The sequence below is a fragment of the Streptomyces sp. PU-14G genome, assembly GCF_041028275.1.
GTDB lineage: Bacteria > Actinomycetota > Actinomycetes > Streptomycetales > Streptomycetaceae > Streptomyces.
Genome location: NZ_JASKYT010000150.1, coordinates 1 through 16,563, shown reverse-complemented (window position 1 = coordinate 16,563; position 16,563 = coordinate 1). Strand labels below are relative to the sequence as shown.

Here is a 16,563-nt window from a genome sequence, read left to right as displayed (position 1 = left end):
GGCGGGTCGGGCGGGTCGCGCGGGTCGCGTGGGTCGGGCSGSYCGCGCGCACGGCGGGCGGAGCGGTGGCGGCGTCCGTGCGGCCGGGCGGTGGCGGCGCCCGACGGCGGGCGGGGCGGCGCCCGTGCGGCCTCGGTGGAGCGCCGGCGCCGGCCGCCGTGCGCGCTCAGTGGATGGGGTGCATGGTGCGGCGCAGCCACGGGGCCACGGCGAGGACGGCGAGCCCGACGACGACGGCGACGGCGCCGTTGAGCGTGAAGTAGAGGCTGTCCGCGATCTGACCGTAGAACTTCACCGTCTGCGCCTGGATGCCGGTGGCCAGGGCGAGGGAGAGGAACCACAGGGCGAGCGCCTGGCTGCTGAAGGCGGCCGGTGCCAGCTTGCTCGTCGCGGACAGTCCGGTGGACTCCAGCAGCACGTCACCGACGCCGATGAACAGCACGGCCAGCACGATCCACACCAGGCTGATCTGCCAGCCGTCCCCCGACTTCCCCAGCAGGACGGGGACGAGCACGAGGAAGCCGAGGCCGCCCAGCAGCACGCCGAACGCCAGCTTGTTGGAGGCCTGCGGCTGCCGCGGCCCCATCCGCTGCCAGGCGCCCGCGATGAACGGCGCGGAGAGCACCGAGACGGCACCCAGCGCCGAGCTGATCCAGCTGGAGGGCGCGTGGTAGCCGAAGACGCTGGTGTTCACGTGGTTGTCCGTGAGCAGCACCAGGACCGTGTACGACTGGAAGAGCACGAAGTTGAACGCGACGGAGGCCAGCCACAGCACCAGGAAGGGGCGCAGCCTTCCCCGCTCCTGCGGCGTCACCCGGGGGCTGCGCCACATGACGGCGAAGTAGGCGACGGGCGCCGCCATCGACACGTACGTCAGCGCGTCCACGAAGCCCGACAGCGTCAGTGCGCCGCCGAGCGACAGCGCCACGCACACCGCGGCCACCGCTACGACGCCGGCCGCGATCAGCCACACCGCGCGGCGCATGGCGGCGGGCGGCAGCGCGAACTCGGCGCCCTCCTTGCGTCCTGCCAGGTGCCGGCGTCCGGCGACGTACTGGATGATGCCGAACGTCATGCCGACCGCCGCCGCGGAGAAGCCCCAGTGCCAGTCGATGTCCTCGCCCAGCAGTCCCGTGACGATCGGGCCGAGGAAGGCGCCGATGTTGATGCTCATGTAGTAGAGCGAGAAGCCGGCGTCCCTGCGCTCGTCGGTGGCGGAGTAGAGCTTGCCGACCATGGCGGCGACGTTCGGCTTGAGCATGCCGGTGCCCGCGCTGATCAGCCCCAGGCCGATCCAGGTGGAGGCGGAGGCGGGGATCGCCATGGCGTAGTGGCCGCAGGCGATGAGCAGGGCTCCGTAGAGGACCGAGCGGTAGGAGCCGAGCATCCGGTCGGCGATCCAGCCGCCCGCCACCGACAGCAGGTAGACCAGGGTGCTGTAGCCGGCCGCCACCGAGGCGGCGGCGCCGGGCTCCATGCCCAGGCCCCCGTCGGCCGCGGTGGCGGAGAAGAAGAGCACCAGGATGGCCTGCATGCCCAGGAACGAGAAGCGTTCCCAGATCTCCAGTCCCGACAGGGGGAGCAGCCCGCGGGGGTGGCCCAGGAAGTCACGCCCGGTGGGCGCCGCGTCGCCGGTGCGCCCCGCGCTGTTCGCGGGCCCTTCCAGGGACGTAGGGTTTGCGCCTCCGTCCTGTCCGTGCGGCGTCGGGTCCTGGCTGGATCTGGGGGACACGGGTGGTGCTCCTGACACGTTCGGCGATTCGAGTGCCTCTGCTGTCCCGGATGCTCGGCCGCAAACCGCGCCTGGCAGGTGATGTGCAACATATCCCGTATATCACCGCATTGCGCGCCAAGAGCGTTCTGCTGGGCAGGCGCCGACCGTGATCGTTATGTGACCGGTTACGCTGCCAGGAGAGGGCGGAGGGTGGCCCTCGGCCCACGCGTGCCACCCACAGCCCGCAAGCGCAGCAGCAGTCGAGCAGCAGTAGGCCATCCGTACCCGTTCGTTCCACGTACGCAGACAGGAGTACCCCTCGTGACCGTCGTCGGGCCCTTCGGGCTGAGCGTGCGGGACCAGGCTCTCGAAGCCGATGTCCTGGCCGGGTTGGCGGCCGTCGAGGAGGGCCTCATCGAGGCCACCAAGAGCGACGTCCCGTTCATAACGGGAGCGGCCCAGCACCTGGTGCGGGCCGGAGGGAAAAGGTTCCGCCCGCTGCTGGTGACGCTGGGGGCGCAGTTCGGCGATCCGCACGCGCCCGGCGTCGTCCCCTCCGCGGTCGTCGTCGAGCTGACCCACCTCGCGACGCTCTACCACGACGACGTCATGGACGAGGCCGACGTGCGGCGCGGGGTGCCCAGCGCCAACGCCAACTGGGACAACTCGGTCGCCGTCCTCACCGGTGACTTCCTCTTCTCCCGTGCCTCGCACATACTGGCCGACCTCGGCCCCGAGGCCGTCCGCATCCAGGCCGAGGCGTTCGAACGCCTGGTCACCGGGCAGATCCTGGAGACGGCAGGACCCGCGGAGGGCCACGACGCCATCGACCACTACCTCGAGGTCATCGCCGGCAAGACCGGCTCCCTGATCGCCGTCGCGGGACGCTTCGGCGCCATGATGTCGGGCGCCGACGAGCGGACCGTCTCGGTGCTCACGCAGTACGGCGAGCGCATCGGCGTCGCCTTCCAGCTCGCCGACGACGTGCTCGACATCGCCAGCGACGAGCACGAGTCGGGCAAGACCCCCGGCACCGATCTGCGCGAGGGGATCGCCACGCTGCCGGTCCTCTACGTCAGGGCCCGCGCCGCGCGCCCCGAGGCCACCCGTGAGGACCACGAGCTGTGCGCCCTGCTCGACGGGGACCTCACCGACGACGCCCGGCTGGCCGACGCGCTGGTCCGGCTGCGCGCCCACCCGGCGCTGGAGCAGGCCCGGCGCACGACCGTCCGCTACGCCGACGAGGCCCGCGAGATGCTGGCGCCGCTGCCGGACAACGCCGCCAAGGAGGCGCTGGCGGCGCTGTGCACCGCCGTGGTGGACCGGGCCGGCTGACGGCTTCTCACCTGCCTGGCGCCCCTTCCGCGGGCCGAACTGCGCGGTGCCGCCCCTGAGCTGACTCGTGCGGGCGGCAACCGAAAGGCGGAGGGCGTGTCATCCCGGGGGAGTAGCGGGATCTGCCTCCGACGGTTGACGCGGTGGAGCGGGGGATTTGTTGCCATGGGAGCAGCCCACCCCGCACCGATTCGGGTGAGAATGGCGGCGAGGGGTGGACGAGTGCGTCCTTTTCAGCCGCCGCCGATCACGGAGGTAGGACAGACAGATGGCACAGATCCAACCGAGGGGTTCCCGGCGCAAGGCGGTGCGCTACGGCGTGCCGGTCGCGGTCGCCGGGGTGGCCGCCGCGACCGTCGGCCTGGTGCCGGCGCTCGCCAGCTCTGGTGATCCCGACCTGCCGAAGATCAGCGCGGAAGAGCTGGTCACCAAGATGGCCAAGGCAGATGTCGAACACCTGTCCGGAACGGTGAAGGTCAGCACCGATCTGGGCCTGCCCGCGCTGCCGGGCGGCTCGGAGGGCGGTTCCGGCGGCGGCTTCGGCGGTCCGCAGGGCTCGGGCGACCGAGCCGAGGACGGAAAGAGCGAGAAGCCCGACGTCTCCCCGGGCACCGAACTGGCGAAGCTCGCCTCCGGCGAGCACACGCTCCGCTTCGCCGCCGACGGCCCGGACAAGCAGCGCGTCTCCGTCCTGGAGTCCACCGGCGAGTACAGCCTCATCCACAACGGACGCCACCTGTGGGCGTACGACAGCGCGTCCAACGCCGCCTGGCACTCCCAGGCGCCGAAGGGCGCGCACGGCAAGAAGGGGAACGACGACGCGGGCCCGGGCTCGGCCTCCGGTGTGACGCCCGAGTCGCTCACTCCCCAGCAGGCCGCGAAGCAGGCGCTGGAAGCGGTCGGCGAGTCCACCTCCGTGACGGTCGACGGCACTGCGAAGGTCGCGGGGCGCGACGCCTACCAGCTCGTCATCAAGCCCAAGGGGGCACCGGAGTCCACGGTCGAGTCCGTCCGGATAGCCGTCGACGCCGACAAGGGGCTGCCGCTGAAGTTCACCCTCACTCCCAAGGAGGGCGACAAGCCGGCCGTCGAGGTGGCCTACACCAAGATCGACTTCGGGAAGCCCGACCCGGGCGGCTTCGCCTTCACCCCGCCGAAGGGCGCCGACGTCACCGAGGCGAAGCCGCACCGGGGTTCTGCCCCGGGCGGCACCCGGAAGGCCCCCGAGGGGCTCGCCGGACTGGCCGGGCTCTCCGGGGCGAAGATCGTCAACGAGAGCGCCGGTGACTGGGGCAAGGTTGCCAAGATCGACACCGGAATGCCGGGCGGTCTGGGCCCCTCGGCGGGCGGAGACTCCCGCGGCGGAAGCGGCGAGCAGGCCCAGAAGCTGCTGGACGGCTTCACGAAGGAGGTCAAGGGCGACTTCGGCACCGGCAGGGTCATCAGCACCCGCCTGGTCAACGCCCTGCTGACCGACGACGGCGACCTCTACGTCGGAGCCGTCACCAAGGAAGGTCTCGTGAAGGCCGCCAACCAGGCGGCCCGGTAACCGGTCCTGACGGCCGCCGGCCATCCGGAAGCCGCCGGCCATCCGGAAAATCCGGCGGCCATCCGCACAGCGACGGCACCAGCGAAGGGGGCACATGAGCGAGCCGACCGCCGCACACGAGGAACAGGGCGCCGTGATCTCCACCCAGGGGCTCACCAAGCGCTATCGCGGCGGTCAGCTCGCCGTCGAAGGGCTCGATCTGTCCGTGCCGCGCGGCAGCGTCTTCGGTTTCCTGGGCCCCAACGGCTCGGGCAAGACGACGACCATCCGGATGCTGCTCGGCCTGATCGAGCCCACGGGCGGCGCCGCCCACGTCCTCGGTGCGCCGATGCCGGGCTCCGCCCGGCGCGTCCTGCCCCACGTGGGCGCCCTCATCGAGGGCCCAGCGCTGTACGGCTTCCTCACCGGACGGGAGAACCTGCTGCGCTACGACGCGGCCGACCCCACCGCCGACCCGCGCAGCCGCGCCGCACGCGCGGACCGGGCGCTGGAGCGGGTGGGTCTGTCCGCCGCGGCTGCCAAGAAGTCACGCGCCTACTCGCTCGGCATGAAACAGCGGCTGGGGCTGGCCGCCGCGCTGCTCCAGCCCCGCGAACTGCTCGTCCTGGACGAGCCGACCAACGGGCTCGACCCGCAGGGCATGCGGGAGATCCGCTCCCTGGTACGGGAGCTGGCCGACGACGGCATCACGGTCTTCCTCTCCTCCCACCTGCTCGACGAGATCGAGCAGGTCTGCACCCACACCGCCGTGATGCACCGGGGGCGCCTGGTCACCCAGGGCACGGTCGCCCAGATGTCGGCGGGCGCACGCGGCAGGCTGGCCGTCATCACGCCCGACCCGGGCGAGGCCGCCAGGGTGCTCAAGGAGGCGGGCGTGGCGGACCTGGTCACCGACGGGGAGGAGGTCAGCGGCGAGCCGCCGCCCTCGCACGATCCCGCGGACCTCAACGCGGCGCTGGTGCGCGCCGGAGTCCGCGTCCGCTCCTTCGGGCTCCGGCGCGCCTCACTCGAAGACGTGTTCGTCTCGCTCACCGGGGAGGGCTTCGATGTCGCAGGCTGAGACGGCGACCAGTGAAGCGGCGCCGGACTCCCCGCCGCGGCACGCGCGCGCGGTGTGGTCACTGGGGATCTTCCGCAGCGAGCTGGCCGTCACCTTCCGGCGCTGGCGCACCCTGGCACTGCTGGCGGTGCTGGCCGCGGTACCGGTCCTCGTCGGCATCGCGGTGAAGATCGAGACCAGCGACGGCGGGTCGATCGGCGGCGGCGGAGACGAAGGGGGGCCCGCCTTCATCTCCCAGGTCACCGGCAACGGCCTCTTCCTGGTCTTCACCGCGCTGGCCGCCACCCTGCCGTTCTTCCTGCCGATGACCGTGGGGGTGATCGCGGGCGACGCCGTGGCGGGCGAGGCCGGCGCGGGCACCCTGCGCTACCTGCTGGTCGCCCCCGCGGGACGCACCCGGCTGCTGCTGGCGAAGTTCACAGCCGTCCTGGCGTTCTGCCTGGCCGCGACGGCGACGGTCGCCGTCTTCGCGCTGGCGACCGGGGCGCTCCTCTTCCCCACCGGGGAGGTCACCCTGTTGTCGGGCACCTCCGTCTCCTTCGGCGAGGGGCTGCTGCGCGCTGCGGCCATCGCCGTGACGGTCGCGCTCAGCCTGGTCGGCCTCGCGGCACTGGGCCTGTTCGTCTCGACGCTCACCAACAGCGGTGTCGCCGCCATGGCGGCCACGGTCGGCGTGCTGATCACGGTGCAGATCCTGGGCGCGATCCCGCAGCTGGACGAGATCCACCCGTTCCTGTTCACCCACTACTGGCTCAGCTTCGCCGACCTGCTGCGGGACCCGGTCTACTGGGACGGCCTGCTGAAGAACCTCGGCCTCCAGGCCCTGTACGCCGCCGTCTTCGGCTCGGCGGCGTGGGCCAGGTTCGGCGCCCGGGACATCACCGTCTAGTCCATGAAGTCCTCGACGCTCATGTTGCCGATCGCCAGATTGCTCACCATGCTCCCGACCTGCTCGGGTACCACCCGGAAGGCGTGCCCGATGGGTCCCTCCAGGGGCACGGCCAGGACGCGGTGACCGGGGTCGCGCATGGTGGCCCCGTCGGCGATCAGAACGAGGTCTGCGGTCATCTGCCCTGAGTCCTCGCTGTCGCGGACCAGCGCCATGAGCTGCTCCGGGCTGCAGCCCTCGAACGCCGGGTCGTCCACGGCGTCGACGCAGTCGCTGAAGTCCTCGCCGGGGTCGTCATAGCCGGGCCCCGGGCGGTGGATGGTGTCCAGGAGCGAGGACCAGGCGGTGTCCTCGGCGAAGTCGGTACGCACGAGCAGACCGAAGTTCTCCTGGGTGAGCAGGGGCAGAGCCAGGGTCGGGGGTTCGTAGCGCGGTGGCGGGTTCAGCGACTCCAGGCAGGTCCCCACAGGATCGGGGAGGTCGTCCTCCTCGCCCGCCGCGGTCTCGTCCTCGTCGGGTCCGGCGGGGGCCTCCTCCTCGAAACGCTCCAGGGTGAATTCCTGGTACGGGCGGTGCAGCACCAGGTGGGTCAGGGCCGCTTGGCGGGGCGTGATCCGGAACGCGCCCCCGTCGGTGCCGCGGAACGCCAGCAGCGGACGCAGGTGGGGGTCGGCCGTGGTGCCGTCGTCGGCCATCAGGACCAGGTCGGGTATCCACGTCCCGCCGCCGTCCAGGGCCTCGCCCACCTCCTGCGCGGTGGTGCCCTGCCAGGCGCGGTCGTCCACCACGACCAGGCGCCGGGGAATGGGCTCCCGCACCACCGCGTGGGCCTCGCCCCCCGGGCGCGGCGCGACGAGACCAGGCAGTGCGCCCATACGGGAGAGCACGTCACGCCAGGCGTCGTCGTCGCCGTGGTGGGTGCGGAGCAGCAGCATGCCGAACACTCGCGGACCGTCATCGGCCGGGGGCAGGGGCAGGGCAGGACGCATCAGGGGCACCTCGTGAGCATCGCGGTGGACTGTCAGTCGCTCAGTTCTATCCGCCGGCTCTGACAACGCCCGGTTCTCCTGTCCTGCCCCCCCGGGCACAGGTCCGCCTCCACGGGGCGCCGGGACGGTTCACGGGCGCGGGGACGCCTCCGTGACGGCGGTGGCAGCGCTCTCCTCGCTCTCCTCGCCCCCCTCGCCCTCCTCGCCCTGTGCGCGGGCGCGTGCCGCGGCGGCGCGGAGGGCGGCACGGCCCTTGTGGGCGTTGCGCAGGGCGTCCCAGGTCAGCAGGCACAGCGCCACCCACACCAGTCCGAAGCCCGCCCAGCGCTCGGGCGGCATCTCCTCGTGGAAGACGGTGAGGCCGAGGACGAACATGAAGGCCGGGGCGAGGTACTGCAAAAGGCCGATCGTCGAGAGCGGCAGCCGTACGGCGGCGCTGCCGAAGAAGATGAGCGGCAGCGCGGTGGCCACGCCCGCGCAGGCCAGCAGCAGCGCGTGGCCGATCCCCTCCGTGGTGAAGGAGGAGTCTCCCCGGGCACCGAGGAAGACCAGGAAGCCCAGAGCCGGCAGGAACTGCACGGCGGTCTCGGCGCTGAAGCTCTCCACCCCCTCGAGCTTGATGTGCTTCTTGATCAGGCCGTAGGTGGCGAAGCTGAACGCCAGGCAGAGGGAGACCCAGGGCAGCCGGCCGTAGGCGACGGTCATCACGACGACGGCGAGGGCGCCGACGCCGACGGCGACCCACTGGGCGACACGCAGCCGCTCGCGCAGCAGCAGCACGCCGAAGGCGATGGAGACCAGCGGGTTGATGAAGTAGCCCAGGGACGACTCCAGCACCTTGTCGGCGCTGACCGACCAGATGAACAGCCCCCAGTTGACGGAGATCACGGCCGCCGCCAGCACCAGCAGACCGAGCGTCTTGGGCTGCCGCACCAGCGCCGTCACCCATGACCAGCGGCGCAGCAGCGCCAGGATCACCAGGGCCGTGGGCAGCGACCACACCATGCGGTGGGCGAGCACCTCGCCCGCGCCGGTGTCGGCGAGGGCGTGCCAGTACAGCGGGAGCAGCCCCCACAGTCCGTACGCCGCGAAGCCGAACAGCAGGCCTGTGCGCTGCGCGCTCGGTGTTCCCATGAGCCCTCCCCGCCTTCTGTCTGGGTGTGGTGTGTCGGCCTCTCGAAGGTAGCCGGAGGGCTCCCCTCTTGTCATTTCCGTACTGAATTATGGTCCTGTCGGGCCTCGGGGGGGGCAGACGGGACGCGGCGAGGCCCGGCACCCTCGGGTGCCGGGCCTCGCCGGAGACGGGGCGGGGGTGGGGTCAGCCCACGACCGTCCAGGTGTCGTTGCCGTGCAGCAGCGCGGACAGATCGCCCTTACCGCTCTGCTCGGCCGCGTGTTCGAGCTGGCTGGCCATCTCGGTGTCGTAGACAGGGCGACGCACGCTGCGCAGCACACCGATGGGGGTGTGGTGCAGGGTGTCCGGGTCGGCGAGACGGGAGAGGGCGAACGCCGTCGTGGGCGTCGCCGCCTGCGCGTCGTGCACCAGGACGCCCTCGGTGCCCTCCTCGGTGACGTCGATGATCCGCAGGTCGCCGGTGGCCGGGTCGCGCACGACGCCCCGGGAGCCGAGACCGTCCTCGGCCGGCGCGCCGAACCTGATCGGCTGACCGTGCTCCAGCGGAATCACGGCCTCCTGCGCCTTTTCCTTGTCCTTGAGCACCTCGAAGGCGCCGTCGTTGAAGATGTTGCAGTTCTGGTAGATCTCCACCAGCGCCGTGCCGGGGTGGTCGGCGGCGGCCCGCAGCACGCTCGTGAGGTGCTTGCGGTCCGAGTCGACCGTACGGGCGACGAACGAGGCCTCGGCGCCCAGCGCCAGCGACACCGGGTTGAACGGCGTGTCCAGCGACCCCATCGGCGTCGACTTGGTGATCTTCCCGGCCTCCGAGGTCGGGCTGTACTGGCCCTTCGTCAGCCCGTAGATCCGGTTGTTGAACAGCAGGATCTTCAGATTGACGTTGCGGCGCAGCGCGTGGATGAGGTGGTTGCCGCCGATGGACAGCGCGTCGCCGTCGCCGGTGACCACCCACACGCTCAGATCGCGCCGCGAGCTGGCCAGGCCCGTCGCGATGGACGGGGCGCGACCGTGGATGGAGTGCATCCCGTAGGTGTTCATGTAGTACGGGAAGCGGGACGAGCAGCCGATGCCGGAGACGAAGACGATGTTCTCCTTCGCCAGCCCCAGCTCCGGCATGAAGCCCTGGACGGCCGCCAGCACGGCGTAGTCACCGCACCCGGGGCACCAGCGCACCTCCTGGTCGGACTTGAAGTCCTTCATCGACTGCTTGCCCACAGCCCGGGGCACCAGCGACAGCGCCTCGGGCACCGGCGGCGCCTCGGCCGACCGGGCCGGGGCGGTCTCCTGCGCGAGACCGGTGTTCTGCGCGAGACCGGTGTCCTGCGCGAGACCGGGGGACGTCTCAGCCATGTGCGAGGGCCTCCTTCAGTGCGGTCGCGAGCTGCTCGGCCTTGAACGGCAGGCCGCGCACCTGCGTGTACGACTGCGCGTCGACCAGATACCTGGCACGGATCAGGGTGGCGAGCTGGCCCAGGTTCATCTCAGGGATGACGACCTTCTCGTAACGCCGCAGCACCTCGCCCAGATTCCGCGGGAACGGGTTGAGGTGGCGCAGATGGGCCTGCGCGATCTCGTCCCCCGCGCCCCTGACCCGGCGCACCGCGGCCGTGATCGGCCCGTACGTCGAGCCCCAGCCCAGCACCAGCAGCTTCGCGTTTCCGCTCGGGTCGTCGACCTCCACGTCCGGCACCTCGACGCCGTCCACCTTCGCCTGGCGGGTACGGACCATGAAGTCGTGGTTGGCCGGGTCGTAGGAGATGTTGCCCGTGCCGTCCTGCTTCTCGATACCGCCGATGCGGTGTTCGAGACCTGGGGTGCCGGGCACCGCCCACGGCCGGGCCAGCGTGTGGGGATCGCGCTTGTAGGGCCAGAAGACCTCGGTGCCGTCGTCCAGCTCGTGGTTGGCGCCCGAGGCGAACTGCACGCGCAGGTCCGGCAGGTCGTCCACGTCCGGGATCCGCCACGGCTCGGAGCCGTTGGCCAGGTAGCCGTCCGAAAGCAGGAACACCGGCGTGCGGTAGGTGAGCGCGATCCGTGCCGCGTCCAGCGCCGCCGTGAAGCAGTCGGCCGGGGTGGACGGCGCCACGATCGGCACCGGCGCCTCGCCGTTGCGCCCGTACATCGCCTGGAGCAGGTCGGCCTGCTCCGTCTTGGTCGGCAGGCCCGTGGAGGGCCCGCCGCGCTGGATGTCGATGATCAGCAGCGGCAGTTCCAGCGAGACGGCCAGCCCGATGGTCTCCGACTTGAGCGCCACACCCGGGCCCGAGGTGGTGGTCACCGCGAGCGAACCGCCGAACGCGGCACCCAGCGCGGCACCGATGCCCGCGATCTCGTCCTCGGCCTGGAAGGAGCGCACCCCGAAGTTCTTGTGCTTGCTCAGCTCGTGCAGCACGTCGGAGGCCGGAGTGATCGGGTACGAGCCCAGGAACAGCGGCAGATCCGCCTGCTGGGAGGCGGCGACCAGCCCGTAGGAGAGGGCCAGGTTCCCCGAGATGTTGCGGTAGGTGCCCGGGGGGAAGGCGGACGAGGCCGGCGCGACCTCGTAGGAGACCGCGAAGTCCTCGGTCGTCTCGCCGAAGTTCCACCCCGCGCGGAACGCCGCGATGTTCGCCTCGGCGATGTCCGGCTTCTTCGCGAACTTCGACCGCAGGAACGCCTCGGTCTGCTCGGTGGGCCGGTGGTACATCCACGACAGCAGACCGAGCGCGAACATGTTCTTCGACCGCCCGGCCTCCTTGCGGCCCAGCTCGAAGCCCTTGAGCGCCTCGACGGTCAACGTCGTCAACGGCACCTCGTGCACGCGGTAGCCGTCCAGCGAACCGTCCTCGAGCGGGCTGGCCGCGTAGCCGACCTTCGACATCGCCCGCTTGGTGAACTCGTCCGTGTTCACGATGATCTCGGCGCCGCGCGGCACGTCCGCGATGTTCGCCTTCAGCGCGGCCGGGTTCATCGCCACCAGCACGTTCGGCGCGTCGCCCGGCGTGAGGATGTCGTGGTCGGCGAAGTGCAGCTGGAAACTGGAGACGCCCGGCAGCGTGCCCGCGGGGGCGCGGATCTCCGCCGGGAAGTTCGGCAGCGTCGACAAGTCGTTGCCGAACGAGGCCGTCTCCGACGTGAAGCGGTCCCCGGTGAGCTGCATGCCGTCGCCGGAGTCACCCGCGAACCGGATGATCACCCGGTCCAGGCGCCGGACCTCTTTACTGCCGGCGTCCCGTCCGGAGCCCTGGCCCCCTCCGGGGCCGGACTGGGGCCCGGCTGGGCTTTCGACCTGACTGGTCACGGTGGATCGGACCTCCCTCAAGGCGGCGGCTCGTCAGCCATCGTACGTTGCTAAGGGTTGCCTTCCCGCAGCTGTTCCCATCGTGGACATATTTTTGAGACGACTGTGCGCATCCGAGTGCCGCCGGCCTCTCTTCCGGAGGGCGCCTCACCGGAGCATGCCCCTCGCCGGCGCCGCTCCACCCGCTGTGACCAGCAGAAAAACCCGTCATCACACAGGTGTGCGGGTCCACGGGCCCTAGGAGTTCAGATAACGCAGCACCGCCAGCACCCGACGGTGATCCGCGTCACTCTGGGGCAGACCCAGCTTCGCGAAGATGTTGCTGACGTGCTTCTCGACCGCCCCCGGACTGACCACCAGCTCACCCGCGATCGCCGAGTTCGTCCGCCCCTCGGCCATCGCGGCCAGCACCTCACGCTCCCGCGGCGTCAGCCCGGCCAGCACGTCCTGCTTCCGGCTGCGCCCCAACAACTGGGCCACCACCTCGGGATCCAGCGCCGTGCCACCGTCCGCGACCCGCGCGACGGCCTCCACGAACTCCCTGACCTCCGCCACCCGGTCCTTGAGCAGATAACCCACCCCGCGGCTCGACCCGGCCAGCAGCTCCGTCGCGTACTGCTCCTCCACGTACTGCGACAGCACCAGCACCCCCAGCCCCGGATGGCGCGCGCGCAGGCGGACCGCGGCCCGCACCCCCTCGTCCGTGTGGGTGGGCGGCATCCGCACATCCGCGACCACCACATCCGGTGTCCGTCCTGCCGCGGCCAGCTCCTCCACCACCGTGACGAGCGCGTCGCCGTCCGAGACGCCGGCCACCACCTCGTGCCCCCGGTCGGTCAGCAGCCGCGTCAGCCCCTCCCGCAGCAGGACGGAATCCTCAGCGATCACCACACGCACCGTGCGCTCCACGTTCTGTCCCCACTTCCCCCGGTCGCCCCTCGACGACGCCTCCCCACCGTGCGGTGACGCTGCTGTGCGGTTTCGCCACCGTGCCGCCGCGAGACGGCGTGGCTTCACGGTTTCGCCGTATCGCGGGCGCGGGCCTCAGCATCCCAGATCGCGGGCTCCTCGGGGCGACTCCCCGCGTTGCCAGGTGCCGCGTTGCCGAGCGCCGGGTGCCGGGGCCCGGGGCCCGGCCGTTCGCGCGGAGCGCGTCGTTCAGCGCCAGGGGAGCTCCGCGGTCACCGCTGTGGGGCCGCCCGTCGGTGAGTGCACCATCAGCAGTCCGTCCACCGCGCTCAGCCGGTCGGCGAGCCCGGCCAGCCCCGAGCCCGCCGCCACCGACGCCCCGCCCCTCCCGTCGTCCGTCACCTGTATGAGCAAGCGCTCACCGCTGCGCCATATCTCCACCGAGGCGCGGCGCGCGCCGCTGTGCTTGCTGATGTTCTGCAGCAGTTCGGAGACGGTGAAGTAGGCGATCCCCTCGATGGCGGCCACCGGCCGTTGGTCCAGCTCCACGGTGACCGACACCGGGACGGTGCACCGCGCCGACACCGCGGACAGCGCCGGACCCAGCCCTCGGTCGGTCAGGATCGCCGGATGAATCCCCCGCGCCAAGTCCCGCAGCTCCTGGAGCGCCAGCTTCACCTCGTGGTGCGCCTCCTCGACCACCGTGGCCGCACCCCGGGGATCCTCGCCCAGCTTCTCCTTCGCCATCCCGAGCCCCATCGCCAGGGACACCAGGCGCGCCTGCGCCCCGTCGTGCAGATCCCGCTCGATGCGGCGCAGGTCGGCAGCCGCCGTGTCCACGACCACGCCGCGGTCCGTCTCCAGCTCCGTCACCCGGGCCGCCAGCCACGAGGGCCCCAGCAGGCCGCCGACCAGCACCTTGTCGACCTGTACGAGGCCGCGGACCAGCCACGGCGTCAGCAGGACGACCAGCAGACCGCACCCCGCGACGAGCGCCAGCTCGACGGGCCCGTCCAGCGCTCTCGCGTGCGTCAGCCGGGGGGAGCCGACGGTGACGCCGTCGGTACCGACCTGGAGGGCGGGGCGGCCCGCGTACAGCGGGAAGAGCCACTCCCAGGCGGGGTAGGTCAGCAGCGCCCAGCCGGCGCACCAGCTCAGACCCCCCGCGACGCAGCTGAAGAACGACCAGGGCAGGTGCAGGAGCGCGTAGAGCATGTGCCGCCAGGACACCCCGCTGCGCAGCAGTGCGCCTATCCACGACATGACCCCGCTCGACCGCCGCAGCGTCCGCACCGGCTCGGGATCCCCGACCTCCAGCCCCAGCAGACCGCGCGCCCTGGCACGCTCCAGATGCCCCAGGGCCCGGCACCCCGCCAGCCCGGCCGCCAGCACCGGAAGTCCGACGAAGGTGATGAGCAGGGCGGAGCCGAACGCGAGCGCGCCGAAGGCGTAGCAGAAGGCGATGCACGCCAACGGCAGCCCCGTGACCACGTACGTGAGCTCGCGCATCGACTGCCGCGCCAGCGGCGCCCGCACCAGGACGAGCCACCAGGGGCGGCGGAGGGAGGGGGTCACGGTGGTCATGCGACAAGGATCCTCCGGTCCGGCGCGGCGGGTAATCCTGCGAACCGCAGTCCTGCGGCGGGGGTTAGCCCCACCCCCGCCGCGGCCCGCCCCGGGCGTCCATGGCGGGCTCGGCGCGGCGCTGTCCGAAAACCGTCAGGGCGCCGGGTCGGGGACCGTCCCGGAGTGTGACGCTGCTGTCCTCGGGGAGGGCGGCAGGGCCTACACTCCGTGCGTACAGATCGTCGAAGGCAAACGCCGAAAGCAAACACCGACACGGGACGGGACAGGTGCCGGACTACTTCCACGGCTACACGGTCGTCGGGCTGGTGGCCGTCGTCGGTGTGCTCTTCGTGGGCGTGGCCTTCACGGCCGGCCGGCTGCTGCGGCCCGTGGTCCCCACCCGCGAGAAGATGCTGACCTACGAGTGCGGCGTCGATCCGGTCGGCGAAGGCTGGGCGCACACCCAGATCCGCTACTACGTCTACGCGTTCCTGTACGTCATCTTCGCCGTCGACTCGGTATTCCTCTTCCCCTGGGCCACGGTCTTCGACGCCCCGGGCTTCGGCGGGATCACGCTCGCCGAGATGTTCGTCTTCCTCGGCTTCCTGACCGTCGGGCTGCTGTACGCGTACAAGAAGGGCGTCCTGGAATGGACGTAACGCACACCCCGGACCCCGCACCGGCGCCGCGCGCCGAGGGCCGCCCCCAGCTCGGCCTGCTCTCGCGGCTGGCTCCCGAACCGATGAAGGTGGTCCTCAACTGGGGCCGCCGCTACAGCCTGTGGGTCTTCAACTTCGGCCTCGCCTGCTGCGCCATCGAGTTCATCGCCGCGTCCATGGCGCGCCACGACTTCATCCGGCTCGGCGTCATCCCCTTCGCGCCGGGGCCCCGGCAGGCCGACCTGATGGTCGTCTCCGGCACGGTCACCGACAAGATGGCCCCCGCCGTCAAACGTCTGTACGAGCAGATGCCGGAGCCCAAGTACGTCATCTCCTTCGGCGCCTGCTCCAACTGCGGCGGCCCCTACTGGGACTCGTACGCCGTCACCAAGGGCGTCGACCAGATCATCCCCGTCGACGTCTACGTGCCCGGCTGCCCGCCCCGCCCCGAAGCGCTGCTCCAGGGCGTGCTCAAGCTCCAGGAGAAGATCGCCGCCGAGTCGACCGCCGACCGCTACGCCCGCGGCACGGGCCCGGGCCCCTCGGCCGCGGCTCTCACCAGCGACCTGGTGACCCCGCCCGCGACCGCGAACCCCGCGACCGCGAATCCCGCGACCGCGAACCCCGCGACCGCGAACCCCGCGACCGCGAATCCCGCGACCCCGACCGCTGCGCCTCCGGCCTCCGGCAGCCCAGCTTCGGGCAGCCCGGCCCCCGACGCCTCGTCGGGGGGCGGTTCGGCCCACGCCGCCGGACCGTCCGAGAGCCCCTCGGCCGGCGGCTCCGCGGGCCCCGAGGAGGGTGAACGGTGACCGTGCCGCCCGAGCACCCCGGCTGGCTGCCGCGCCCGGCCGACGCACTGTTCGGCGAGGGCGCGAGCGCCGAGGAGGCGTACGGCCTGCTCACCGTCGACGTGCCCGCCGACGCCTGGATCCCCGCCCTCACCGCGGCCCGTGACGAGCTCGGCTGCACCTTCTTCGACTGGCTCAGCGCGGTGGACGAGCCCGGCACCGGTTTCCGGGTCTGCGCCCACCTGGCGGCCCTCCACCTCCCGGGCGCCGGTGTGCGCGGGCTGCTCCTGCGGACGACGGTCCCGCACGAGGCCCCCGCCCTGCCGACCGCCACCGGCGTCTACGCCGGTGCGGCCTGGCACGAACGCGAGACCCACGAGATGTTCGGCGTCGACTTCACCGGCCACCCCCACCTCCAGCCGCTGCTGCTGCCCGAGACCTTCGAGGGGCACCCGCTGCGCAAGGACTTCGTGCTGGCCGCGCGGGTCGCCAAGGCGTGGCCGGGCGCAAAGGAGCCCGGCGAGTCCGGGCACGGCGGCCCCAAGCGCCGCCAGATGCTGCCGCCCGGCGTCCCCGATCCCAACGAGTGGGGCCCCCTCAAGGGCCAACTGCCCCCAGCCCCCAGCCGTGAACGCTCGCGCCGCGCCGCCGGTGACACCCCGCGGCGCACGCGCAGCGCGGGCGCGG

Annotated in this window: 14 protein-coding genes; 7 read left to right on the top strand and 7 right to left on the bottom strand. The window is 71.9% G+C overall.

What is annotated here, in order from left to right; translation table 11 throughout:
* Window positions 1-166: 166 nt before the first annotated feature.
* On the bottom strand, window positions 167-1,603 hold the full coding sequence (locus AB8Z75_RS18775; protein ID WP_369203449.1) for a peptide MFS transporter: 1,437 nt from the start codon (window positions 1,601-1,603) through the stop codon (window positions 167-169).
* A 432-nt stretch (window positions 1,604-2,035) separates the two neighbouring features.
* Here AB8Z75_RS18775 and AB8Z75_RS18770 point away from each other — a divergent pair, with 432 nt between their 5' ends.
* From AB8Z75_RS18770 to AB8Z75_RS18755, 4 genes are all read left to right on the top strand, one after another.
* The gene (locus AB8Z75_RS18770) at window positions 2,036-3,049 is read left to right on the top strand and encodes a polyprenyl synthetase family protein (RefSeq protein WP_369203445.1); all 1,014 of its coding nucleotides are present in this window, start codon (window positions 2,036-2,038) and stop codon (window positions 3,047-3,049) included.
* Between the two features lie 268 nt (window positions 3,050-3,317).
* A complete protein-coding gene (locus AB8Z75_RS18765) occupies window positions 3,318-4,598 on the top strand; it encodes an outer membrane lipoprotein carrier protein LolA (protein ID WP_369203443.1) in 1,281 nt (426 codons plus the stop codon).
* 94 nt (window positions 4,599-4,692) lie between these two features.
* Window positions 4,693-5,658: an ATP-binding cassette domain-containing protein gene (locus tag AB8Z75_RS18760; RefSeq protein WP_369203441.1), complete on the top strand. Its 966-nt coding sequence runs from the start codon at window positions 4,693-4,695 to the stop codon at window positions 5,656-5,658.
* A complete protein-coding gene (locus tag AB8Z75_RS18755; RefSeq protein WP_369203440.1) occupies window positions 5,645-6,547 on the top strand; it encodes an ABC transporter permease in 903 nt (300 codons plus the stop codon). Before AB8Z75_RS18760 ends, AB8Z75_RS18755 begins: the two co-directional genes overlap by 14 nt.
* On the opposite strand, the gene AB8Z75_RS18750 is transcribed toward AB8Z75_RS18755, so the two are convergent.
* The 6 genes from AB8Z75_RS18750 to AB8Z75_RS18725 all read right to left on the bottom strand — a co-directional run bounded on the left by AB8Z75_RS18750 (window position 6,544) and on the right by AB8Z75_RS18725 (window position 14,444).
* On the bottom strand, window positions 6,544-7,536 hold the full coding sequence (locus AB8Z75_RS18750; RefSeq protein WP_369203438.1) for a hypothetical protein: 993 nt from the start codon (window positions 7,534-7,536) through the stop codon (window positions 6,544-6,546). The genes AB8Z75_RS18755 and AB8Z75_RS18750 overlap by 4 nt on opposite strands.
* 129 nt (window positions 7,537-7,665) lie before the next feature.
* The gene (gene rarD / locus AB8Z75_RS18745; protein WP_369203436.1) at window positions 7,666-8,670 is read right to left on the bottom strand and encodes an EamA family transporter RarD; all 1,005 of its coding nucleotides are present in this window, start codon (window positions 8,668-8,670) and stop codon (window positions 7,666-7,668) included.
* Between the two features lie 184 nt (window positions 8,671-8,854).
* On the bottom strand, window positions 8,855-9,871 hold the full coding sequence (locus AB8Z75_RS18740) for a 2-oxoacid:ferredoxin oxidoreductase subunit beta (protein WP_369203447.1): 1,017 nt from the start codon (window positions 9,869-9,871) through the stop codon (window positions 8,855-8,857).
* Window positions 9,872-10,013: 142 nt separating this feature from the next.
* Entirely contained in the window at window positions 10,014-11,951 is a 1,938-nt protein-coding gene (locus AB8Z75_RS18735; RefSeq protein WP_369203434.1) for a 2-oxoacid:acceptor oxidoreductase subunit alpha, read from the bottom strand.
* A gap of 237 nt (window positions 11,952-12,188) precedes the next feature.
* A complete protein-coding gene (locus AB8Z75_RS18730; RefSeq protein WP_369203432.1) occupies window positions 12,189-12,860 on the bottom strand; it encodes a response regulator in 672 nt (223 codons plus the stop codon).
* Window positions 12,861-13,109: 249 nt separating this feature from the next.
* Window positions 13,110-14,444, bottom strand: coding sequence for a sensor histidine kinase (locus AB8Z75_RS18725; RefSeq protein ID WP_369203430.1), 1,335 nt, complete (start codon window positions 14,442-14,444; stop codon window positions 13,110-13,112).
* A gap of 269 nt (window positions 14,445-14,713) precedes the next feature.
* Between AB8Z75_RS18725 and AB8Z75_RS18720 the strand changes: the two genes are divergently transcribed.
* The 3 genes from AB8Z75_RS18720 to AB8Z75_RS18710 form a co-directional block, all read left to right on the top strand.
* The gene (locus AB8Z75_RS18720) at window positions 14,714-15,085 is read left to right on the top strand and encodes an NADH-quinone oxidoreductase subunit A (RefSeq protein WP_369203428.1); all 372 of its coding nucleotides are present in this window, start codon (window positions 14,714-14,716) and stop codon (window positions 15,083-15,085) included.
* Window positions 15,076-15,897 (top strand): NADH-quinone oxidoreductase subunit B, encoded by an 822-nt coding sequence (locus AB8Z75_RS18715; RefSeq protein WP_369203426.1) that lies wholly within the window; start codon window positions 15,076-15,078, stop codon window positions 15,895-15,897. Before AB8Z75_RS18720 ends, AB8Z75_RS18715 begins: the two co-directional genes overlap by 10 nt.
* On the top strand, window positions 15,894-16,563 hold a 670-nt coding region (locus AB8Z75_RS18710), incomplete at its 3' end, for an NADH-quinone oxidoreductase subunit C (RefSeq protein ID WP_369203424.1). The genes AB8Z75_RS18715 and AB8Z75_RS18710, both read left to right, overlap by 4 nt.